General features: G+C 46.3%; 15 protein-coding genes and 1 pseudogene. 2 read left to right on the plus strand and 14 right to left on the minus strand.

What is annotated here, in order from left to right:
• Positions 1-6: 6 nt before the first annotated feature.
• Together AAA952_RS00770 and AAA952_RS00775 are read right to left on the minus strand one after the other, a co-directional pair.
• Positions 7-3,227: pseudogene (locus AAA952_RS00770) on the minus strand (DEAD/DEAH box helicase).
• Between the two features lie 261 nt (positions 3,228-3,488).
• The gene (locus tag AAA952_RS00775) at positions 3,489-5,363 is read right to left on the minus strand and encodes a DUF885 domain-containing protein (RefSeq protein ID WP_338253547.1); all 1,875 of its coding nucleotides are present in this window, start codon (positions 5,361-5,363) and stop codon (positions 3,489-3,491) included.
• Positions 5,364-5,930: 567 nt separating this feature from the next.
• Here AAA952_RS00775 and cspE point away from each other — a divergent pair.
• Positions 5,931-6,140 carry a transcription antiterminator/RNA stability regulator CspE gene (cspE, locus tag AAA952_RS00780; protein WP_006080998.1) on the plus strand — a complete coding sequence of 70 codons (210 nt, stop codon included), beginning with the start codon at positions 5,931-5,933 and terminating at the stop codon, positions 6,138-6,140.
• A 110-nt stretch (positions 6,141-6,250) separates the two neighbouring features.
• Here cspE and AAA952_RS00785 read toward each other — a convergent pair whose 3' ends face one another.
• Positions 6,251-8,197 (minus strand): monovalent cation:proton antiporter family protein, encoded by a 1,947-nt coding sequence (locus tag AAA952_RS00785; protein ID WP_212600036.1) that lies wholly within the window; start codon positions 8,195-8,197, stop codon positions 6,251-6,253.
• 170 nt (positions 8,198-8,367) lie between these two features.
• On the opposite strand from AAA952_RS00785, the gene dgcS reads away from it, so the two are divergent.
• Entirely contained in the window at positions 8,368-9,258 is an 891-nt protein-coding gene (gene dgcS, locus AAA952_RS00790) for a diguanylate cyclase DgcS (protein ID WP_338253554.1), read from the plus strand.
• Between the two features lie 140 nt (positions 9,259-9,398).
• Here dgcS and tilS read toward each other — a convergent pair whose 3' ends face one another.
• The 11 genes from tilS to ispC all read right to left on the minus strand — a co-directional run bounded on the left by tilS (position 9,399) and on the right by ispC (position 24,522).
• Entirely contained in the window at positions 9,399-10,838 is a 1,440-nt protein-coding gene (tilS, locus tag AAA952_RS00795; RefSeq protein WP_338253556.1) for a tRNA lysidine(34) synthetase TilS, read from the minus strand.
• A gap of 41 nt (positions 10,839-10,879) precedes the next feature.
• A complete protein-coding gene (gene dnaE, locus AAA952_RS00800) occupies positions 10,880-14,353 on the minus strand; it encodes a DNA polymerase III subunit alpha (protein WP_338253558.1) in 3,474 nt (1,157 codons plus the stop codon).
• A gap of 150 nt (positions 14,354-14,503) precedes the next feature.
• A complete protein-coding gene (rnhB, locus tag AAA952_RS00805) occupies positions 14,504-15,136 on the minus strand; it encodes a ribonuclease HII (RefSeq protein ID WP_338253560.1) in 633 nt (210 codons plus the stop codon).
• Complete coding sequence (lpxB, locus tag AAA952_RS00810) at positions 15,136-16,314, minus strand: lipid-A-disaccharide synthase (RefSeq protein ID WP_338253562.1); 1,179 nt, start codon at positions 16,312-16,314, stop codon at positions 15,136-15,138. The genes rnhB and lpxB overlap by 1 nt, the downstream gene beginning before the upstream one ends.
• Before the next feature lie 241 nt (positions 16,315-16,555).
• Positions 16,556-17,326 carry an acyl-ACP--UDP-N-acetylglucosamine O-acyltransferase gene (gene lpxA, locus AAA952_RS00815; protein ID WP_028760598.1) on the minus strand — a complete coding sequence of 257 codons (771 nt, stop codon included), beginning with the start codon at positions 17,324-17,326 and terminating at the stop codon, positions 16,556-16,558.
• Complete coding sequence (fabZ, locus tag AAA952_RS00820) at positions 17,323-17,787, minus strand: 3-hydroxyacyl-ACP dehydratase FabZ (RefSeq protein ID WP_006080990.1); 465 nt, start codon at positions 17,785-17,787, stop codon at positions 17,323-17,325. Before fabZ ends, lpxA begins: the two co-directional genes overlap by 4 nt.
• A gap of 31 nt (positions 17,788-17,818) precedes the next feature.
• Positions 17,819-18,844, minus strand: coding sequence for a UDP-3-O-(3-hydroxymyristoyl)glucosamine N-acyltransferase (lpxD, locus tag AAA952_RS00825; RefSeq protein WP_105249717.1), 1,026 nt, complete (start codon positions 18,842-18,844; stop codon positions 17,819-17,821).
• Between the two features lie 3 nt (positions 18,845-18,847).
• Complete coding sequence (locus AAA952_RS00830) at positions 18,848-19,345, minus strand: OmpH family outer membrane protein (RefSeq protein WP_028760600.1); 498 nt, start codon at positions 19,343-19,345, stop codon at positions 18,848-18,850.
• Between the two features lie 64 nt (positions 19,346-19,409).
• Positions 19,410-21,890, minus strand: a complete 2,481-nt coding sequence (bamA, locus tag AAA952_RS00835) for an outer membrane protein assembly factor BamA (protein WP_338253566.1) — start codon at positions 21,888-21,890, stop codon at positions 19,410-19,412.
• A gap of 31 nt (positions 21,891-21,921) precedes the next feature.
• Entirely contained in the window at positions 21,922-23,292 is a 1,371-nt protein-coding gene (gene rseP / locus AAA952_RS00840; RefSeq protein ID WP_338253568.1) for a sigma E protease regulator RseP, read from the minus strand.
• 39 nt (positions 23,293-23,331) lie between these two features.
• Positions 23,332-24,522, minus strand: coding sequence for a 1-deoxy-D-xylulose-5-phosphate reductoisomerase (gene ispC / locus AAA952_RS00845; RefSeq protein ID WP_338253569.1), 1,191 nt, complete (start codon positions 24,520-24,522; stop codon positions 23,332-23,334).
• Between the last annotated feature and the right edge of the window lies 1 nt (position 24,523).

The following is a 24,523-nucleotide window of genomic DNA, read 5'->3' on the forward strand; positions in this document are numbered from 1 at the left end:
CACGATTTAGCTAAAGAGCGATAACAGTTCATCGGCGCTTCCTTGCCATGTGCCCTTGCCTTTACCTTCGAGAATACTGTCCGCCAGACTTTGCTTATGCTGCTGCATTTCTTGGATTTTTTCTTCTACTGTACCTTCTGCAATCAGCTTATAGACAAACACTGGCTTATCTTGGCCGATGCGATGGGCTCTATCCGTAGCCTGTTTTTCCGCCGCCGGATTCCACCAGGGATCATAGTGGATCACAGTATCCGCCGCGGTGAGATTAAGCCCAGTTCCGCCCGCTTTTAAGCTGATTAAGAACACAGGCGTATCGCCCTCTTGGAACTTATCTATCTGCGCTTGGCGTAGGCGAGTTTGTCCTGTGAGCTTACTGTAATCGAGCCCCAAGTCCACCAGCTCAGCTTCAATCAAGCTGAGCATGCTAGTGAACTGGCTGAAAATCAATATCTTACGCCCCTCTTGCACCATTTCTGGTAAGTTCTGTTTCAGCCAATCTAACTTAGCATTATTCTTCACTTTCTGCGCTTGCTCTAACTTCACCAAACGCGGATCACAGCAGGCTTGGCGTAGCTTAAGTAAGGCATCGAGAAACTCAATATGACTGCTACCAACGCCTTGAGTGGCAAATAAATCCCGCAGTTTTTTCTCCATCACCAGTCGAATACTCTCGTAGAGATTTCGCTGATCTTTTTCTAACTCTAAGCTCTGGGAGATTTCGGTTTTAGGGGGTAATTCACCGACCACTTCATCTTTGGTTCGACGCAGCACAAAAGGCGCAATCCGTTGACTCAAGATTTGCGCTTGCTCCATATCGCCATAACGTTCAATTTTGTGCCTAAAGGATTTGTTAAAAAAACATTCGTGCCGAGTAGTCCGGGCAAACAAAAATCCATCAAAGACTTAAGTTCACCCAAATGATTTTCAAGCGGCGTACCCGACAGGCACAATCTAAACGGCGCTTTAAGATCTTTAATCACTTGAGTCACTTTCGCCTGCGCATTTTTTATCTGCTGTGCTTCATCCAGCACTATATGTTCAAACACCTGCCGTTGATAATAGTCACTGTCGCGCACGATCAGCGGATAGGTCGTCACCACAATATCAAACTCATTTAAGCGTTCGAGCAAAGGCTTACGCAAGGCGCCATGAATGACGACAAGCTTTAACGATGGCGCAAATTTCGCGGCTTCTTTCGCCCAATTGCCCACCAAGCTCGTTGGGCAAATAATTAAACTCGGTGAACAACTTGCCACCGTGGATTTTAGTTCTTGCTGCTTAAGTAAAAAAGCCAAGGTTTGAATGGTTTTACCCAGCCCCATATCATCGGCCAAAATACCGCCAAGCTGATATTCCTTTAAGAAACAGAGCCAATTCAACCCTTGCTGTTGATACTGACGTAACTCAGCATTTAAGTTGTCTGGGACTGCGACCTCTAACACACCGTTAAAATTTTCGAGCTTAGTCGCTAAACTGCGCACTCGTTCACCATTAAGCAGACGAATATCACTGTCGGCAAAATCATTTAATAGGTGGGCACGGTATTTAGGCAAAGACACGCTATTGCCTTTGTGGCTATCGAATAGTTCTAAAATAATGCTGATCAGCGGCTTAATCACGCTGGCTTTGACTTTTAACCAATCACCATTTGGGCTGGGTAACAGCAGTTCTGCATCATCGGCGGGCTCACCGTACTGCTTAAGCCAAGTGGCAATTAAGGGCAGCATAGGCACTATTTGACCATCGATGTCAGCATTCAGTGACAGAGAAAACCAACCCTCTTGCGTATCATCCAGCTCAATCGCCAGCGGAGTCTCAATGACATTTAAGCTGAAATTGTCGGCAAAATGCACTTGGTAACCTAAAGCCTCTAGCGCCGGGATTTCCTGTTGAATAAAGTGCAACCAAGCATCAATCGTTTCAGGCAGTGAACCTAACCCCCAAATACTGATATAGCTGCCACTGTTAGGGATAAAAGAAGGCGCCAGCTCCACCAGTTCCAATGCCATCAAACGATTAATCGCATCCATTTCCGCATCGAGTTGACGCACGACTTGATAGGTTTTGCCTTGATGAGTGACTAAGGACAAGGGCTCGTCGGGATATTGGCCGCCGAGCACCACGTCTTGATAGACAAATTCCAACAGCACTAATGGCTGCGCCATAGCAAACTCAGGTAAATCCTGCGAGGTTAAGGTCAACCTAACTTGAAGCGGCACTTGCAGCTCGACAAAATCAATCAAAGCAGGCGTAGGTACCGTTTTCGCCGAAAAATGCTTAATCAGTTTGTGGCTCACCAGTTCAATCTGTGAGCTAGGCACTGGAGGCATCTGACTGAGTAATAACAGCTTTTCAACACTGATCTCAGTGTCCAATGCGCCCACTTTAAAATAATCTAAATCGATATAAGTCGGTGGCTCACAGGGGATAAGCTCCCAATTGTCTTTATTGGGCAGCCTTAACTGCATTTGTTTATGCTCGGCATCCTTATCTAACCAAATGAATTCAGGCTTGCTCGCTTCACCTCGGGTGAGCGGTAAACGGCTCTCCTCCCAAAAACACCGCCCAGTGACGAGCATTTTTTCCAGTGCCATGGCACCTAACTGAGCTTTAAGATACAGACGCGAGGCCCCGTGGCGACGGGTTGACATGATGAGATTGATGATGAGCACGTCTTCAGCGCCAATCCAAGCGGGCATGTAATATTGCACGTCAGACAAAGCGATTTTCGAGCCTTTGTTATAGCCGCCATTCTTCGCTAACTTGCCTTTTCTTAGCTCAAGAAACACACCATTATCATCTTTAGATAATACGTAGAGCACGCGATCGTCGTAGAGTAAATCGACATTTGAAACCGTGAGATCATCACTTTCGTCTAGCAGATGTAACCACTGAGCAATACGTTGATCTTCAACGGTTCTATCACTCAATAAACTGTAAAGTACGGCAGCAATATGTTTGCAATGCCCAGTGGCGGGACATGAACAGAAGCCATTCATGATCAACTTATGGTTCATGCTGACAAGGCGAATATCCTGCCGATAGGGCTGGGATTCCGTCCCCATGACACGACCTTCAATATGACGAAAATCGGCGTTCGCTTTGGCGCTCAACACCCGTCCTTTCATCACATAATCACGGGCGCGCATTAAGGTTGGCGGCGTGAATAATGACTCAATAGTGGTTCGAGTCAATTGGATAGGATCTTGGGGGGACAAGCGATTCATGTAAAAACCTTGAAACTAAAAATATCAACTCCGAGCAATAGCAAGCCATTGCCGCGCGACATTTATCAATAAGTTGTGTGGGATTGTATTGAAAGCCTTGGCCGAAAGCCAGAATGATAGCCTCTATCGATAAACCCACCCTGCCTGCAAGATAAGAGAACACACTTATTCGCAGACAGGGTATGGGCTTTATCGAGAGAAAAGCAATTGATAAATATCAATTATTATCAATGAGTGAGCGTTAACTGCTATAACCAAATGCTAAACTTGCGCTTTAGCGTCTGTGGCTTTGGCCTCAGCATTTTTTGTATCAGCACTTTTTTTATCAGCAATGTAGCGATCGACTAATGTTTCTAAGATATCCAAAGGAACTGCACCATTCTTCAGAACTACATCGTGGAAATCCCTGAGATCGAACTTATCACCTAAGGCCAACTTGGCTTTTTCGCGCAGTTCGAGAATTTTCATCATACCGACTTTATAAGCCGTCGCTTGACCTGGCATAACGATATAACGCTCAATCTCAGCCGTGACATCGCGATCGGACATGCCAGTATTTTTCTTCATATAGTCAATCGCTTGCTCGCGAGTCCAACGGCTATGGTGAATACCCGTATCTACCACTAGACGCACAGCGCGGAACAACTCTGCCTGCAGACGACCGATATTATCAAAGGGTTCCTTTTGAAAACCAAGTTCCCACGCCAAACGTTCGCTATATAAAGCCCAACCTTCAATGTACGCCGTAAAAGGCGCCATCTTACGAATAAGTGGCATACCTTCTAACTCCATCGCCACCGCAATTTGGAAATGATGCCCAGGGATCCCCTCGTGGTAGGCTAAAGTGCGCATACCGTATTTAGGCGTGGCCTTGATGTCATATAAATTGGCATAGAAACGCCCTGGACGACTACCGTCAATCGCGGGTTGCTGATAATAGGCACCCGGTGCCGTTTTCTCTTTAAACTCAGGAATACGCACCACTTCCATGCCCGCTTCGGGTCGAATACGAAAGGCATCACCGAGTCCCGCATTCACTTCATCAAGAATATGTTGATAATCAACCAAAATTTGCGCCCTACCCGCATCGCTATCCTCGTAGTAAAACTTAGGATCGGCGGCTAATGCTTCAATCGCGACCGAGAAACCTTGGCCCACATCGTAACCTTCAGCGGCTAAAATAGTCATGATTTCATTTTGAATGCGATCTACCTCAGCGACCCCTTTGGCATGGATTTCGTCCGCAGTGTAATTAGTGGTCGTAAAGAACTTCAGCATTTGCTCATAGGCAAGGTTGCCATTTGGCAGCGCCCAATAACCATCATCCGTCCCAGCTTTGGCTTGTAGCTGGGTAAGGTAGTCGATAAATAATTGATACGCTGGATGCACGTAACCTTTAATGTCCGCTTCCGCCGCTGCCAATAACCGTGCTTGCTCATCGGCACTGATATCCGTGTCAGCCAATTTGGTTTTAAATGAACTGTATAGGATATTGTCTTGAATCGGCGTTGCGACAAACTCATTCATCTCGGTCAGAACACGCTCAATCACAAACTTTGGCGGGATAATCCCCTTAGCCTCACGAATTTTTAAGCCTTCGAGAGTTTGCGCAAACTTAAGTTTCACCTTTTGTAAACGCGACAGATAGTTTTCAGCATCGCCCACAGAATGCACTTGGTGCTGCGCCTGCATAAAGCTTGGATACCCGTTTTGCACGCCAAACAACTGATTCAGCGGATAGTTATGGTAACGATAGGGCTCAGAGACCAATGCGAAATCGGCAAGATATAAGGCTATATCCTTGGATATGCGTTGATTTTCATCTAAATCCGTATCGGAATAGCTCAATAAGGTTTCATGCAGATCTCGCACTTGCGCGAAAGTCTTATCCATCGCCTCTGGACTATCGTCATCCAACTCGGCGTTATGGCCTGTAATCCCTACCGATTCCAAGAAACCCAATGAGGTTAAGGTCTCAGGGCTTTCGAAAGCCATCTTGACCACACTGCGGTCTAGAAATGCGCGAAAGAAAAACGGCTTTTTCGCAAACCATTCATGGGCGGCCAGCGCCACTAATAACAGCACTAAGACTAAGCTGCCGAGTCCAATCCGTTTTAGTACTGTTTTCAACGTCATTCTCCATTCTTATTATATTCAATCTAAAGTTATCGCCCTGAATCCATAGCTCAAGCACGTTTTTATTGGATGACGAGAATACCATTAACCACAAATAAGCAACAATTCAATAACGTAACGAATCATGACAGAATCCTTACCTAAGCATACAAGCCGCATTTAAGCCTAATGGAACGGATTAAAAGGTTAATCGCAAGTCAGTCGTGGCAAACATAAAAAATATTTTCACACTAGACAACAATCAAAAATACAATATAAACGATTGAATATTAATAGTTATATCTAATTCCGCACTCAATAAGTCGCAAAAAAGCAGTTTCAATATGAGAGGTATTTAAAAATAAAACTATACAAACCCCTAGAGTATGTTAATCTGCACTCCGGCCTGTGATTCAGACCTATTTATAAGCAATATTATGTATTTGAAAACCTTCGCTACGCCTGTAATATTTTTTTTGCTGTCATGAAGCTTTCCACTCATAACTTATCATCAATGTAAATAATTCTATTTCTGGCTAACATACCGCATAATTGCGAATTATTTGTTTGAAAATTTTGGAGACATTCATGTCTAAAACTACTGGTGTAGTTAAATGGTTTAACGAAGATAAAGGTTTTGGTTTTATTTCTCCTGACAATGGTGGCGCTGACGCATTCGTTCATTTCCGCGCAATCGTTTCAGAAGGCTTTAAAACTCTTGCTGAAGGTCAAAAGGTTTCTTTTGACATCGAACAAGGCCAAAAAGGTCCTCAAGCTGCGAACGTAGTTATTCTGTAATTAGACTTTGTCTAATTTAAGTTAACAAGTTCCAGACAAAAATGCCGACACTATGTCGGCATTTTTATATCTGTATTTTCATCCATCTCAAAAGAGTGAACCTCAGGCCTTTAGCCATGTAAGAGCTTAGCCTCAGCTTTCTCAAGTCGTCGTGGTTTACCCACTATCAGTAAGATATCCCCTGCACGAAAAACCCAGTCCTGCTCAGGATGTTCCACTTCAGCGCCATTGCGACGAATCGCCCTTAGCTCTACTTTCAGTGTTTCCCACAAGATATCGGCAACGGTTTTACCAATCGCATCAGCCCCACGCGGTAATGCCACCGCATGCAATGACTCTAAAGTAAAATCAGTTTCTGTGCCGGAAAAGAAGCCGTGTAAAAATTGATAATGATTGCGCCGCTCAGATTCTAGCCGTTTTAGGATCCGTGCCAATGGCACACCACATTGGTGTAATACCTGCGATACTAACATCAAGCTCCCCTCTAAAGACTCAGGGATCACTTGATTAGCTCCCGCCTTTTTAAGCAAGTCTAGATCGCTGTCGTCTTTAGTTCTAACTAAAATTTTAGCCTCTGGAGCCAATAACTTACATAAAGGTAAGACTTCTTCTAAACTACGTGACTCACAAAAAGTGATAACGATCATCTTGGCCTGTTTAACGCCCATTTGTTTTAAAATTGCCCGTTTACACACATCACCGAAATAAATAGGTTCGCCAGCACGACGCGCTTCAGTGACACGCGTTGGATCGAGATCCAATACCAGATAAGGTACAGCTTCAGTTTTTAAAAAACGGGCAATGGTTTGTCCTACTCGGCCGTAACCAAAAATCATCACCAGCTCATGATCATCCATCATCAATGGCACAGCTTCATCCACATGCTTTGCCTGACGGATCCCCAGCGCCCACTTAGCAATATCCACACTATGACGAACTAACCAAGGAGCTATTGCCATGGAAAGCACGGCGACCATGACTAATATGGTACTGATCTCATTATTTAAAAGTTGATAGTTGACCGCTAAAGCCAATACCACAAAACTGAACTCCCCCACTTGAGCTAAGCTCATAGCCGTACTCATCGCAATTCGAAAGGGCTCGCCTACTAATCTTAAAATGCCATGAATGATCAGCGCCTTACCTAGCACAACCGCCACTAAGATCAGCAGTATCTGCCACCAGAAACGCATCACTAAGGTAAAGTCCAGCATCATGCCAATGGAGATGAAAAACAGTCCCATCAATAGATCGCGAAACGGTCGTATATCCGCCTCAAGTTGGCGGCGGTACTGGCTTTCTCCCAGCAGCATACCCGCCATAAATGCCCCCAGCGCCATAGATAATCCTAGCCACTGAGTAAAAGCCCCTGTGACAAGCGCAACGACTAAGGTCGATAATACAAACAGCTCATTGGAGCGAGAACGCGCAACCTCATCAAATATCCGCGGCAACGCCCACTTACCAAACGCCATTAAGAGGAAAAAAGCCAATATGCCTTTAAGCAAGGCAAAGGCGATGTCCGCGACCATCAAAGGTTCGCCACCATTGGCCAATAATGGCAATAGGATCAACAACGGCACAACCGCTAAATCTTGGAACAAAAGCACGCTGACGGAGAGTTCACCGTGGCGGCGCCTCAGCCATCCCTGTTCATTGAGTAATTTGAGGACAATAGCAGTAGATGACAACGCGATGGCAGCACCGATAACCAAGGCTTCAACCCAATTCAGGCCGCACAATAGGGCCACGCCCATAGTCAACAGGGTCGTGATCACCATCTGCGCACTGCCTAAGCCAAATACAGTGCGGCGCATGGCCCACAGCCGCGGCACAGAGAACTCTAAGCCTAAGGTAAACATCAGCAGCACAACGCCAAGCTCGGCAACAGATTGCATTTGATGCTGGGTAAACCAGTGAAAACCACTTGGGCCACTCACTACCCCTGTGAGTAAATAAGCCAGAATTGCGGGTAGGCCCAAACGGCGCAGCACAGCAATGGCCACAATGGCAATCACGAGCATAAGTAATACTTGGATTAAAAAGCTATGTTCCATTGGGGCTATGACTCCTGTCAAAATGCTGACGTGTCAAAAAATCTAACTCTCAGTTTTAAGCTTAACTGAATGACTAACAAAGACAAATTTTATTAACAAATATTGCGGCACGGTATTTGCTTAGACTAGGTTAGAGATGTATCGCACTAACATTTGCTGGAGTGATGATTATGGACTTTGGCCTAGCGACCGAGCTGTATCCCGACGAATATCGCTATCAAACAGAACATTATAGTCCCAATGATAATCCATTGGACTTAATACAAGTGATCCAACAACTGCACGCCAGTTTAGATCCTAGGACAGTCTTTGCCTGCTATGGCAAAGTGCTGGGACAACACTTGCCGATCCAAGGCGTGCGCTTAACCTATGGCGAGCACAAATTCAGCTGGGGCAAACGTTATGGTATCAGCGTCAAACGACAGCTCATGTGTGCAGGAATGCCATTAACGATTCAGTACCAACTGGTGACGCCATTTACGCCATCACAAACCTCAAACTTACAGGATATTGAACCGCTGTTATTGCAACCTTTATTAAATGCGTTGCAATATCAAGAAATGTCGATGCAAGCTATGTTTGACTCGCTCACTGGCTTAGGCAATCGCCATTACTACAGTCAAAGTATCAGCAATGCGACCGCCAGAGCCCATAGAAAACAAGGTTCTGTCGCACTCATAGTGCTCGATTTAGATAACTTTAAACAGCTAAATGATAAATTCGGCCATAAATGCGGTGATTATATTCTGAAGGAATTTGGCGACATCATACGTGCGACCATACGTAATACGGATCAAGCATTCCGTATCGGCGGTGATGAATTCGTCATTATTGTCCAAGGCAATATTCATGCGGCTGGCTTGTTATGTGAACGGATTGTCTCGGTAATCAATCAGCACAGTAGTTTCAATCAATTTGGGGTGAGCTGTAGTTTAGGGGCGGCAGAATCACACGATACCATTGAAGCCGAACAACTTTATGAACTTGCCGATAAGGCGCTTTATCAAGCCAAAGCCGCCGGACGTAACTGCTATAAACTCAGCCAAAATCAATTAGTTTAACACGCGCAGGGATGCCAAATGAAATGCGATAACTCACTCGCAGCGCGTACCCCATAAAGGTCTAAATCAAACTGACGCGCTGCGTTCCACTCTCCTCTCGCTTTCCTAGAACACACCAATATTCCAAGATTAACTCTCGACTAGAATTCCTTTGCTTCCTCAACAAACACCTGTAAACCAAGTCCATTCGACTCAACAATAAAGCCCTTTTCAACCCACAGTCCAATTGCCATCACCAGTTGCTCGCCATAAAACACAAACCCCACCTTTTCGCGTACCCAAGGCGGAATGGCAAACTCTTGCCACAGTTTCTTTAATTCTCGCCCCTTACCCCGAGAATGCGGGTGGCAGCGAAATTGTCCCGCAAGTTGATAACGCACACTGACCACTTCATCAGGCCAAGGTAAACGGACTCTGGGACCTTGTTCTGTCACTATCAGCCTAATCTGCTCACCATTCGCTAAGCCCGCAGGCGACACGACTAATTCGGTACTATCTCCCTGTAATAAAGAAATAAAGTCATGCTGTGGCAAGGTCCAACTCACAGGCTGAGTGTGACGTTTGTGAGTTTGATACTTGAATAAATAGACTTGATTAGCAAAGCGACGGATTTCACACTCACCCACTCGAATATGCACTTTAGCATCGTCTTTCGCGTTAAGAAGCTGAGTGATGATTTGCTTAAGCTGCACCTTTGAGGGCAAAGCAAAACCTTGGGATTCAATAAAGCCACGTAAGAGTAACGCTTGCCAGTCGGCTGACTGTTCGGCAAAACCATCAAGCTTGAATACACTTTGAGTATGGTAAGGCGCTTGGGTTAACCATAAAGGTAAACGTTCACTCACCTGTAAATCCAGCGTCGCCTGTTGTTCGGCGCACAATGCCGCACTGCGACTCGCAGTTGTCGCAATACTCGGCCAACGCGCTTTTAAGCGGGGAATGATTTCTAAACGTAAAAAATTTCGATCGTACTTATCGTCTTGATTACTTTCATCTTCGATATGCACTAAGCCTTGATGTTTCGCGTAGGCTTCAATTTGCTCACGGCTGATATCCAATAACGGCCGCAGTTGTTTGCCTTGTGCTAATGCTTGAACTTGTCCCATGGCCGCCAGCCCTTTCGGCCCCTGACCACGTTTCAGCGCCAGTAAAATAGTCTCAAGCTGATCGTCTTCATGGTGAGCCGTCAGCAACACATCATTGGCACTTAAATGCCGCTCAATCGCCAGATAACGCGCTTTGCGCGCTTCGGCTTCAAGGCTCAATCTTGGCCCACGATTAACCGTGACTCGCTCAACCGTCACGGGCAGATCGTAATACAGGCCCCGCTCAAGGCAATGCCGTGCCCAAGCCTCAGCGTTATCGCTTAGGCCATGGTGTACATACACTAGCTGATAATTAAACTCCGGATGTTGCCGTGCAAACTGGCTTAAACCAAAGGCCAAGACTTCGGAATCAACTCCGCCACTGTAAGCCAGCACTAACTTGCTGTCAGGCGCTAAGGATTGCGCAGCCAAAAAATCACAGATATGCGCGCTGAGATCGCCAGCTGTCAATGCTTCGTCAAGCTTAGCCAACATAAGTTAACTTCATCTGTTTACACCTAAGACATTCGCCAACATTAGAATAAAATTCTCACCTTGTTTGGCCCGAGGAGCGATTCGAGCGAGAGCATCAAGTCGTCGGTCGGATTCACTCGCCAAACATCGGCGAGTCTAAACTGGCCTTTGGCTTGAGCCTGAGTGTAATTGATCACCACAGGCACAGCGCCGTTACGCCACGGGCTTAGGGCTTGCTCGAAAGTGTCTAACGCCGATGGCGTTAACTCGCTGCCATCCATATCAATTTCCAGCGCTTTGGCAAAGTGGCTGCGCGCCTCACTGATATCTATGATGTTACGCGCCGTCATACGGTTGCCGCCGGCAAAATCATCGTAACTCACCTCACCTTCACAAATGAGGATGCGGTCTTTCTCCAGCAGATGATTAAATTTTTCAAAGGCTTCGGTAAACAACATGATTTCAAGACGTGCGCTCTTATCATCGAGTGTCAACAGGCCCATTTTCGAGCCGCGCTTGGTCAGCATCACTCGCGTTGCCACCACTAACCCCGCAGCCTTAGCAGTTTTACCGCGTTCGGTGGGATGCACATCTTTCAAGCGACCGGACGTGTAATGCTTAAGCTCTTTTAAATATTGATTGATCGGATGACCAGTCAAATACAAGCCTAAGGTTTCGCGCTCGCCTTCGAGCCAAATTTTATCTGGCCATGGGGTACATTCGACAAACTGCTGCTTACTGTCTTCGGGTTCACTGTTGAGCAAACCAAACATATCGTGTTGGCCAATCGCCTCGGCTTTGGCATGTTGATCGGCGGCGCGAATCGCTTCTGGCAAGGTTGCCATCATAGACGCACGATGCGGCCCTAGAGTATCGAGTGCGCCCGCGCAGATCAGCTTTTCAATCACGCGCTTATTGAGCTTTTTCAAATCAATACGGGCACAGAAATCGAATAGATCCACGAAGGGGCCATCTTTACGCGCCTCTAAAATCGATTCAACTGGACCTTCACCCACGCCTTTAATGGCGCCAATGCCATAAACGATGCGCAAATCATCATCGACGGTAAATTTGAACAAGCCTTTGTTCACATCCGGAGGAATGAGCGGTAGCCCCATACGCTCACATTCATCGACCAAAGTCACAATTTTATCTGTGTTGTCCATATCGGCCGACATTACCGCCGCCATAAACTGCGAAGGATAATGGGTTTTTAGCCATAATGTCTGATAAGACACAAGCGCATAGGCGGCTGAGTGAGATTTGTTAAAACCGTAGCCGGCGAACTTTTCCACTAAGTCGAAGATCTTCATCGACAAGTCGCCGTCGACACCGTTATTGATTGCGCCCTCTTTAAAGATACTGCGCTGCTTGGCCATCTCTTCGGGCTTTTTCTTACCCATAGCACGGCGCAACATGTCGGCGCCGCCAAGGGTGTAACCCGATAACACCTGTGCAATCTGCATCACTTGCTCTTGATACAGAATAATGCCGTAGGTCGGTGATAACAGTTCTTTTAAGGATTCATGCTGGTACTGAGAATCGGGATACGATACTTCCTCGCGCCCATGCTTACGCTCGATGAAGTTATCTACCATGCCCGATTGCAAAGGCCCAGGGCGGAACAATGCCACCAGTGCGATCATGTCTTCGAAACAGTCGGGTTGCAGACGTTTAATCAAATCCTTCATACCGCGGGATTCCAACTGGAATACCGCTGTGGTTTCATATTTTTGCAACAAGCGGAAAGATGCCGCATCCGTTAACGGAATCGCTTCGATACGCACAGGTGGGCGACCGTTTTTGACCTCGACCTTGTTCACCATCTCCAGTGCCCAGTCGATGATTGTCAAAGTACGTAAACCCAAAAAGTCGAATTTAACTAAACCTGCGGTTTCGACGTCGTTTTTATCGAATTGTGTTACTGGATTTTTACCTTCAGCGTCGCAATAGAGCGGCGCAAAATCGGTAATTTTAGTTGGTGCAATCACCACACCACCCGCGTGTTTACCCGCGTTACGCGTCACACCTTCGAGCTTGCGACACATGTCGATCAGATCTTTTACGTCTTCATCGGCATCATAGGATTCTTGCAGGGCTGGCTCGACCTCAAAAGCCTTCGCCAGCGTCATCCCAGGTTCTGGTGGAATGAGTTTAGAAATTCGGTCAACGAAGCCATAGGGATGACCCAGCACGCGGCCAACGTCGCGAATAACCGCTTTTGCTGCCATAGTTCCGAAGGTGATGATTTGCGATACCGCTTCGCGGCCGTACAATTCGGCCACATGGTCGATCACTTCATCACGTCTATCCATGCAAAAGTCGACGTCAAAGTCGGGCATAGAAACCCGCTCTGGGTTGAGGAATCGCTCGAACAGTAAGTCAAATTCTAATGGGTCTAAGTCGGTAATCTTAAGCGCATAGGCCACGAGTGAACCCGCGCCCGAGCCACGACCAGGCCCTACTGGAATACCGTTATCTTTACCCCATTGGATGAACTCCATTACGATCAAGAAGTAACCGGGGAACCCCATCTGGTTGATCACTTTAAGTTCAATGTCGAGTCGCTCATCGTATTCGCCGCGTTTCTCGGCGCGCACCTCAGGATCAGGGAACAAAAACTCGAGCCGTTCTTCAAGACCCTTCTTCGAACAGTCGACCAGAAAGTCTTCGATGGACATATCGCCCGTCGGGAAGTTGGGCAGGAAATATTCGTATAAACGGATCGTTACATTACAGCGTTTAGCGATTTCGACACTGTTCGACAACGCCGCAGGAATGTCGGCGAATAGTTCACACATTTCCTCTTCGCTACGCAAATACTGCTGTTCACTGTATTTTTTAGGTCGGCGAGGATCGGCAAGGGTAAAGCCATCGTGAATTGCCACCCGAATTTCGTGGGCATCAAAATCTTCGGGTTTAAGAAACACCACCTGATTAGTGGCCACCACAGGGATGCCCTTCTCCTGCGCTAAGGCCACCGCCATATGCAGATAACGCTCTTCATCGGGGCGACCTGTGCGGATAAGTTCGAGGAAATAACGGTCAGTGAAATGGGTCTGATAAAAGTCGCATAAAGATTCGACTTGTGTGCCATTGCCCTTGAGCAGTGCCTTACCCAGATCGCCTTCTTTGGCGCCCGATAACAGCAAAATGCCTTCGTTATAAGTGAGTAACCACTCTTGGTCTATCACTACACGGCCGGCCACTTGGCCACGCAAATAGGCTTGACTGATAATTTGGGTCAGATTCTGATAACCGACATTGTTCATCGCAATAATGGTTAAGGCGCACAATTCGCCTTCAAATCCGGGCACTTGCATCCAAAAATCGGCACCAATAATCGGCTTGATCCCCGCACCATGGCAACCACTGTAAAACTTCACCAAACCACAAAAGTTATTTTGGTCAGTCAAGGCGACCGCGGCCATTCCCTGCGCTTCCACCTGCGCCAAAATAGGCTTGACCTTGGCCACGCCATCGGTCATAGAGAAGTCACTGTGGACACGAAGATGCACAAAACGAGGATCGGACATAATTAGGATTATCTTTGAATAGCAGGTTAACAATAACTAGAAAGCAGACTAACAAAGTCACGCAGCCAGAGCCAGTGACTTTGCTGGATAACGGGAACTTATACCCAAACAACCTGAAACTCGTATCTTCAGGTAGCTTGGGAGCACAGCTTACAGTCCCAGTAATGCCTTGACGGGTTTGAAACTTTTACGATATTGGTCAAATACCCCATGTTCGGCGATGGCCTCAAAATGTGCCTTAGTCGGATAGCCCTTATGCTTAGCAAAACCATATTGCGGATAAGCAGCATCGAGCACATCCATCTCACGATCCCGCGTCACTTTGGCGATAATCGATGCGGCACTAATACTGGCAATTAAACCATCACCTTTAATGATGCAGTGACTGGTAAGTAAGACGCCATTATGGGCAACAAATGCCGGACTGCGATTGCCATCGACTAACACCAACGCAGGCGCAATCTTAAGCCCAGCAACCGCGCGCTGCATTGCCAACATAGTGGCATGCAAGATATTAAGCGTATCGATTTCAGCAGGACTTGCGCGGCCCACGTGATAACACAGGGCTTTTTCACAAATCTCATCAAACAAAGCTTCGCGACGCTTCTCACTGAGTTTCTTGGAATCATTCAGACCACTGATGGGCTTGTTTGGATCTAAAATCACAGCCGCAGTCACCACATCACCAACTAAAGGCCCACGGCCGACTTCATCCACACCAGCAATTAAACCCGTCGAAAAGGTCAGCAAATCGGCGTCAGTTAAACTTTTAAAAGTTGCCACTAGTTAGCCTCCTGCGTTTTAGCATGACTTGGTTTAGACTCAACCAGTGCCATTACCGCTTCAGCGGCTTTTAAGCTCGCATCACGGCGTAACACTTGGTGCAGGGCATCAAACTCAGCTTTGAGCGGCGTAAAATCTCGATTTAACTCGACTGTGACCGCCGCAGCTATTTTCTCTGGGGTGCAATCTTCTTGAATGAGCTCAGGGACGAGATCTTTTCCAGCCAGTAGATTCGGTAAAGAAAAACGCTCGACTTGCATCATGCGCTTAGCAATCCAATAGGTCATAGGGCTAACACGATAAGCCACCACCATTGGACGCTTGACCAACATGGCTTCTAACGTCGCGGTGCCAGATGCTAATAAAATGCCATCGGCAGCCGCCATGACTTCGCGCGACTGACCTTCGACCATATGAATTTCGAGATCCGGTGCAAAATCCTTCAGCGCTTGCTCAAATTGCTCACGGCGTTTTTGATTGACCAGCGGCGTCACAAAACGTATATCAGGGAAGTTCTGTTTAATCAGTAAAGCCGCCTTTACGAAAGGCTCGGCCAATTGCTTTAACTCGCCACCACGGGATCCCGGTAGAATCGCTAAATATTCTGCATCGGCATCGAGTTCAAGTAACTGGCGCGCCGCCGCTTTATCGCTTCGCAACGGAATATCATCCGCTAAGGTATGACCCACAAAGGTACAAGGTACTTGATGCTTGTCATAAAAAGCTTTCTCAAATGGCAATAGCGACAACACCATATGGGTCGCCTTCGCGATTTTGAATATACGTTTTGGGCGCCATGCCCACACGGATGGGCTCACATAATGGACGGTTTTAATACCGCACGCTTTAAGTTTAAGCTCGAGGCCTATATTAAAATCCGGTGCATCTATACCAATAAAACAATCGGGCTTAAGCGCGGTGATCTCTTTAATCAAGGATGACCGCACTTTTAATAAGCGAGGTAGACGGGATAACACTTCAACGATTCCCATCACTGCGAGTTCTTCCATCGCAAACAGGGATTTGAAGCCTAGGGCTTCCATGCGGGGTCCACCGATACCGACAAAGCGCGCATCGGGATGGGTCTTTTGCAGCGCAGCCATTAAACCTGCACCTAAAATATCGCCTGAGAGTTCTCCGGCAACCATGGCAAACACTAATGGAGTTTTATTGCTCATAAACCAATCACGTCTCATGAATTAATGGCATTGGATGAAGAGGTAAACCGCACCTAAAATGCATCGTTCCAAGCCTACACTTATGTTAAGTTAATGATTCAATTAATGACTAAGCTCATTTATGGTCGAATGCATTGATGAATAAACGCATTTTTAACGACTACGTCTACCACAAAAAAGGCTTAAACCAATAATACAAAAGGGCATATAAATGCCCTTTTGTTGTCATGTGGTCATCAAGTTAGCGAATAATGCCGCGACTCGATGACTTTACAAACTCAAGCAGTAATTTGACTTGCTCATCGTTCTGCGCATCTTCAGCTAATGCTTCAATCGCTTCTTCTACCGTTAAGCTGCTACGGTATAAGGTCTTATAAGCACGACGCACGGCTAACTGGCTTTCTTTAGAAAAACCGCGACGCTTCATACCCTCGCTGTTTAAGCCGCGAGGCACTGTCGGTTGACCCGCTGCCATCACAAAGGGAGGCACATCCTGCAGTACTAAAGAACAACCAGCAGTAAATGCATGGGCACCAATATGCACAAACTGATGCACACCTGTCATACCGCCTAAAATCGCCCAGTCACCGACATGCACGTGACCTGCAATAGATGCGTTATTCGCCATGATGACATTATCGCCGACCACACAGTCATGGGCGATATGCACATAGTTCATAAACAAGTTATTCGAACCAATACGGGTTTCACTGTTATCTTGAACTGTACCGCGGTGAATGGTCACGTTTTCACGGATGACGTTATTGTCGCCAATGATCAGTCGTGTCGGCTCGCCAGCGTACTTTTTGTCTTGGCATTCTTCACCAACGGAGGCGAATTGAAAAATACGATTCCCTTTGCCGATAATCGTTGGACCTTTGACCACCACATGGGAACTCAACCAACAATCATCACCAATTTCGACGCCCGCACCGATATAGGTCCAAGGGCCAATAGTGACGTTATTGCCAATTTTTGCATCGGGATGCACAAACGCTAATGTATCTATCACTGACTAATCTCTCTGCGGGCACACATGATTTCAGCGGAACAAACCACTTCACCATCCACTTTGGCCTCACCGTAGAAAACGCCAATCCCGCGGCGCTCTTTAATCATTTTGACATCAAAATGAATTTGATCTCCTGGCTCAACCACACGTCTAAAACGCGCATTATCGATACCAGCAAAGTAATACAACACACCTGGTGGAGGTACATCACTACTCATCGTTTTAAAGGCTAACAGGCCAGTTGCCTGTGCCATCGCTTCTAAAATAAGCACACCTGGCATCACAGGTTGTATCGGGAAATGTCCCTGAAAAAATGGCTCATTTATTGAAACGTTTTTGATCGCCTGCAGACTAACACCAGGAGTGTAATCAAGCACACGATCGATCAATAGGAATGGATATCTATGGGGTAGATATTTAAGTATTTCTTTAATATCCATAGTGTTCATTTGATTAGACACGAACCGAGTTCCTCAAATTGCCTTGGGGCAATTAATCTGGTGTTTTTAAATTTTTTTCCAACGTTTTAACACGCTGGAACAGTTCATCTAACTGACGGAAACGAACTGTATTTTTACGCCAAAGTTTATTATCCATTGCCACGGTGGCGGAAGAGTATAAACCAGGCTCACGCATATTAGTGGTGATATTGGTAGCACCAGACACATGCACACCATCGGCTATGCTCAAATGACCTGCGATGGCACAGCTACCGCCAATAATACAATATTTACCAATAGTGACACTGCCTGCAACAGTAGTGCTGCCTGCAATAGCAGTATTTTCGCCGATTATATCGTTATGGGCAATTTGTACTTGGTTATCAATAATCACACCGTCGTGGATCTCTGTATGGCCTAATGCCCCACGATCTACCGTTGAATTCGCACCAATCTCAACCCGATCGCCAATACGCACGCCACCTGTCTGCGGAATTTTTATCCACTGACCACGCTCGTTAGCATAACCAAAACCATCGGAGCCTAATACGGCACCCGAATGGATAATACAATCCTGTCCTAAATGCACATCATGATAGACGGTGACATTAGCCCACAAACGTGTTTTTGAGCCAATAACCACATCTTGTCCCAGCACAACACCGGCACCAATCTGCACATTTTCACCTAAAATGACGTTCGCACCAATCACAGCATTCGCGCCAATAGCGACACCTTCCCCTAAATGGGCTGAAGGATCAATTTGTGCCGAAGGATGGATACCCACCGCCGCTTTGGGTGTAGTGTCCAAATACTGAGCAACACGAGCAAAACCGACATATGGATCTTTTACAATTAACGCAGTACCTTGATAATCCTGCGCATCTTTAGCTGACAATAACACCGCACTCGCTTGAGTTGCCTCAAGCTGAGAGCGGTATTTACTGTTGGCTAAAAAAGAGATCTGACCCGCCTTGGCATTTTCTAAGGTCGCCACACTATTAATAATTAGCGTTTCGTCGCCTTGGATATCACCGTCTAATAACAGGCATAGCTCTTTTAAAGTCACACTATTCATCTATTACTTGCCTTTGCTTAAGGCTTCAACCACTTTGCCACTGATGTCAGCGTTAGGCTTAACATAAATGACAGCACCACGTTGTAATACCAAATCATATTGGTCTTTTTCAGCGATAGTGTTGATGGCTTTTTGCACTTTAACTAACAGTTTATTTTGCTCTTCACCTTGGCGACGACGTAGGTCTTCATCCAATGCTTTGCCTTTTAACTGATATTCAGATTTTAGCGATTCCATTTTACGAACCAGCTCAGTTTTTTGTGCATCGTTCATTAACGCACCATCACGTTGCTGCTTCTCCATCAGAGAACGCATTTCTTCTTGCATTTTTTGGACATCAGCTACGCGATCACCAAACTCTTTCTTCAGAGATTGAGAGATCTGTTCACGTTGTGGGAGCTGTTCAAACACAGCGCCCATATCCACTACGGCAATTTTCTCAGCATGTGCCACTAACGGCGCGCCTAACAAAACTAACGTCATCAGCGCGCAATTTACCATCTTGTTCAAAATAAACTCCTTGTTACCTTGTTATTGTCAGCAAAACTTGCCGAGTGTATGCCTTTTAAAAAGTTTTGCCAATATTGAAAGAGAAGATCTCCGTTTGGTCACCTTCATATTCTTTAAGCGGCCACGCCAAGCTGAACACCATAGGTCCCATAGGTGATAACCATTGAACACTCAAGCCCCAAGAGGCGCGCAGGCGAGCTGGATCACTATAGTCTTGTAACTTAGCAAACTCGTCCGCCGGAAGTGTTTGATATGACTCGTAATCAAACTCAGTATCCCAGACGTTACCCGCATCGACGAAGAAACTAGTACGAACTGAGTTAGTGTAAGCCTCATCCAGGAATGGGGTTGGTACAATCAACTCCATACTTGCCGTTGCAAGGGCATTACCACCGATAGAGCGGCCAGAACTGACTTGGATACTATTAGGATCGCCAGGCAAGCTACAGCCATCGCCCGATGGATCCGGTGCACACGGCTCACTACCTCGATAGAGATAGAATGAACGTGGACCTACAGAGTTCGACTTAAAGCCACGTAGCGAGCTACTACCACCTGAGTAATAGTTTTCCCAGAAAGGCAAAATTTGGTCATTATCATTAAATTGACCATAACCGTTACCATAACCTAATCGACCACGGGCCAAGAGCACAACGCTCTGACTGCGGTTAACAGGGAAATAGTAGTTAGTGTCAAAGTCTGTCTTAAAATACTGTAAATCAGACCCTGGTGAAGTCATTTTGCCGTTCAGACGCTGAGAAGAGCCGTCTGTTGGGAAAGTGCCACGGTTCAAGGTGCTACGATACCAGCCCAGGCTGAGTTCAAAGTTATCGAAACTTAAGTCCGCGTTTGGATCGTCATCACGATAGATGTTATAGAAACGCAGCGCCTGCTCATAAGCTGAGATCTCAGAAATCGTGTTGTGACGATAGCCAATACCACCATTGATACGGTTGTATTCGTTAATCGGGAAACCCGAGTTAAGCGCCACACCATAAGAACTGTTTTTATAGCGTTCTAAGTTAGCTTCATTGGCGTCAAACTCACTCCAATAAACGCTCCCGCCTAAACTCACACCGTCTTTTGTCCAGTACGGATCGGTATAGGATAAGTTAACGTTTTTAGAGTACTTGTTGGTGCTCAAGCTAATACCAGCTTGATTACCTGTGCCTAAGAAGTTGTTTTGCTGTACACCAAACTGCAAGCTCAGGCCTGATTCAGTACCATAACCGACACCCGCGTTAAATGAGCCCGATGGCTGCTCTTTCACTTTAACCGCAACATCAACTAAGTCATCGGTACCCGGCACTTGAATGGTTTCAGTGTCAACGGTTTCGAAGAAGCCCAAACGGTTAAGACGCGCTTTAGATTGCTCAACTTGCGCTGAGTTTAACCAAGCGCCTTCCATCTGACGCAGCTCACGGCGCATCACTTCATCTTTAGTCACTGTGTTACCAGTGAAGTTAATCGCCCGTACGTAAACACGTTTACCCGGTTTAACATTGATGTTTAAGGTGACTTCTTTAGTCTTATCATCAATTTCAGGGTAGGTTTTCACTTCAGGGTAAGCATAACCGAAGCGGCCTAAATACTTGCTGTACATTTCTTCGGTGAAAGTCACATCACCGCCGTTGTACATATCACCCGCTTTGATTGGCAGAATTGATTTCATCAACTCTTCACGGCCCATCAAATCACCCGTCAGGTTTACTTCTTTAACTTTATATTTCTCACCTTCATCTACGTTGATGGTGATATATAAACCTTTACGGTCAGGCGTCATGGCCACTTGAGTCGAGGTGACTTCGAAGCGGATATAACCTTTATTGTGATAATAGGTTTTGATGGTCTCGAGATCGGCCTGCAGCTTTTGCTTCTGATAACGGCGTTCGCCGAACAGATCCCACCAAGCCACATAATCTTTAAGTTCCAGCATGCCAATCAACTCAGCATCGGTGAACTCATGATTACCGACCACGTTAATTTGACGGATTTCGGCCGCTAAACCTTCGGTAAACTTAAATTTCAGTTCAACCCGATTACGGGGTAAGTTAATCACTTGGGCTTCCACTTTCGCGCCGTATTTACCCACGCCGTAGTAGAAATCCTGCAGACCCTTTTCAATACCGGTCAACATAGTGCGATCGAGCGACTCACCGACTTTAACGCCAGAACCGTCCAGACTTTCCTGTAACTGTTCGTCTTTAATGTCTTTGTTGCCATCGAATGTCACGGCACTAATAGTTGGACGTTCAGTGACTTTCACCACCAACACGCCGCCATCTCGGCTCACGGAGACATTTTCAAAGTTAGTCGATACATACAAGCTTTTAATCGCTTGCTGGATTCTTAACTGGTCAACAGTGTCACCTACTTTTACTGGTAAGCTTAACAAGGCAGCACCGAGTGCAACTCGTTGCAAACCTTCAACTTGGATGTCGGTCACTTCAAACGGTTGGAAAGTATCTGCCAACACAGTCCCTGAAAACGACGCACCGACGAATAACATCGAGGCAAAAAGTTTATTCAATCTCATAGAGCACTTCTAATTATTAGTCTGTCCTTGCTCAGAGTCGGGCAAAATCATTGAAAAGCGCAACGCTCATCAACATCAGCGGTATTGCTGCCCCAAATCTGAATCCTATTTCCTGCACCTTTTCAGGTACAGGTTTACCAGTTATTACTTCAATAAAGTAATACAGCAGGTGTCCCCCATCGAGCACAGGTAAAGGCAGCAAGTTAATGATGCCTAAATTGACGCTGATGAGCGCGAGGAACCCGAGAAAATAGACCAAGCCATAGTTTGCACTACTGCCCGCACCCTGTGCGATCGAAATGGGTCCACTCAGGTTTTTCACCGACACATCGCCGGTAAATAATTTGCCAATCATCTTAAAGCTCACAGCAACAAGTTGCCATGTTTTATCTGCTGCTATACCGAAAGAATCGATTGGTCCATATTCAAGTTGTAAACGCATATTGTCTGGCCATTGTGCTTGGGTTGGGCTCACCCCGAGCATACCTATCTCTTGGCCATCGGCATTTTTACTGCTTAAGGGTGTCACTGCCACATTAAACTGTTCGCCATTGCGACGCACAGTTAAACTCACAGGCACATTGGCAGAATGTTGAATAATGTCAACAAAAGCCTGCCAATCGGTATAATTTTTACCATTTATTGCGACTAAGGTGTCACCGACTTTTAGCTCACTATTCGCAGCGGCACTGTCAGGACTAATCGCAGCAATGGTGGGGACGATTTCGGGACGATAAATCCCTAACCCTAATGCCGTAATCGGGGATTCTTTTTCAGGATCAAAACGCCAATTACGCGTATCTAAGGTATAAGACCGCGCACTAGAGTCTAAACCTTGCAAACCATTCAATGGCGTTAGCGATACACTCAGACTTTCATCACCTATGTGGCCGACTAAAGCTAAATTCACTTCTTCCCAGTTACGCACAGCCTGACCGGAAATGGCCGTTATTTGCATTGGCTCTGTGATTTGAATTTGCGCAGCAGCAGTCCCGGGTGTCGTCGAGGTGATCACAGGCTTAAGTGATGGCACACCAATCAGATACATAAAATACAGGGCAACGATGGCAAAAATAAAGTTAGCAATTGGACCTGCGGCCACAATCGCAATACGTTGCCATACGGTTTTACGATTGAACGCTTGATCTTTTAATTCATCGGGAACATCTTCAACACGCTCATCGAGCATTTTGACATAGCCGCCAAGGGGGATCATGGCTAACACATATTCAGTGCCGTCTTTACCAACACGGCGCCAAATAGCCTTACCAAAACCAATGGAGAAACGTTCGACTTTCACGCCACAACGTCGCGCGATATAGAAATGGCCGTATTCGTGGGCAGTAATTAACAGACCCAGTGCAACGATGAAAGAACCTAAGTTCCATAAAAAATCTAACATCCCACTCCTTACGTTATAAATTTAATCACTCAGCTATTGCTAAGCGATGCTTGCTAATGTCTCACGCGCATAGACGCGGGTTTGCGCATCTAAGGCTAAAATATCTTCTATGCTGCCCATAGGACGTTTAGGCACAGTGACTAAACAAGCCTCATTCACTTTTGCAATTTGCGTAAAACCAATTTTCCCCTGCAAGAATGCTTCAACAGCGACCTCATTGGCAGCATTTAATACGGTTGTTGCCTCTTGACCTTGGGCACACGCCTCCATAGCCAAAGCCAAACAGGGGAAACGTTCAAAATCAGGTTCATAAAAGCTTAACTGTCCGACTTTGAAAAAATCTAAAGGTTCAACGCCCGAATGAATTCTTTGCGGATAAGCCATGCAATGGGCAATCGGTGTGCGCATATCAGGGTTACCCATTTGGGCGATAACCGAACCATCACGGTACTGCACCATAGAGTGGATCACGCTTTGCGGATGAATAACCACTTTAAGTTGCTCAGCCTGAGTGTTAAACAACCACCGCGCCTCAATGAACTCTAAGCCCTTATTCATCATAGTGGCGGAGTCGACAGAGATTTTAGGTCCCATGGACCAATTAGGGTGTTTACAGGCTTGGGCAGGCGTCATGGCCGCAAGTGTCGCAAGATCCGACCGCAGGAAAGGTCCGCCAGAACCGGTTAACAAAATATGGGATATACCCGACGCAGCTAAATCGCAACGGCCGAGGTTAGCCTGCACTTCTAGGGGTAAACATTGAAAGATAGCATTATGCTCACTGTCCACGGGCAAGAGCACAGCACCAGAGCGCTTAGTCGCCTCAATAAACAACTCACCCGACATGACTAAAGCTTCTTTATTGGCCAGTAATACTCGCTTTCCCGCCTTCACGGCTTCAAGGGTTGGTACTAGCCCTGCCGCCCCGACAATCGCTGCCATTACAGTATCCACTTCGGCAGCCGTCACTAAACCGAGTAAATCGTTCATGCCAGTAGTGACTTGGATATTGAGCGCAGCGGGTAAAACGGCGCGTAACTGTTTCGCAGCCTCTTCATCCACCATATGCGCGACTTTCGGTTTATGGGCTACACACAAAGCCAGCATCTTATCAACGCTCGCATTGGCCACCAATCCATAGATGCTATAAGCCAATGGATTAGCCGAAATCACGCTTAAGGTACTAGCACCAATTGAACCGGTAGCACCCAAAATCACCATATTTTGCATA

Origin of the sequence: Shewanella sp. M-Br, from assembly GCF_036245925.1 — a bacterium.
Lineage (GTDB): Bacteria > Pseudomonadota > Gammaproteobacteria > Enterobacterales > Shewanellaceae > Shewanella > Shewanella oncorhynchi.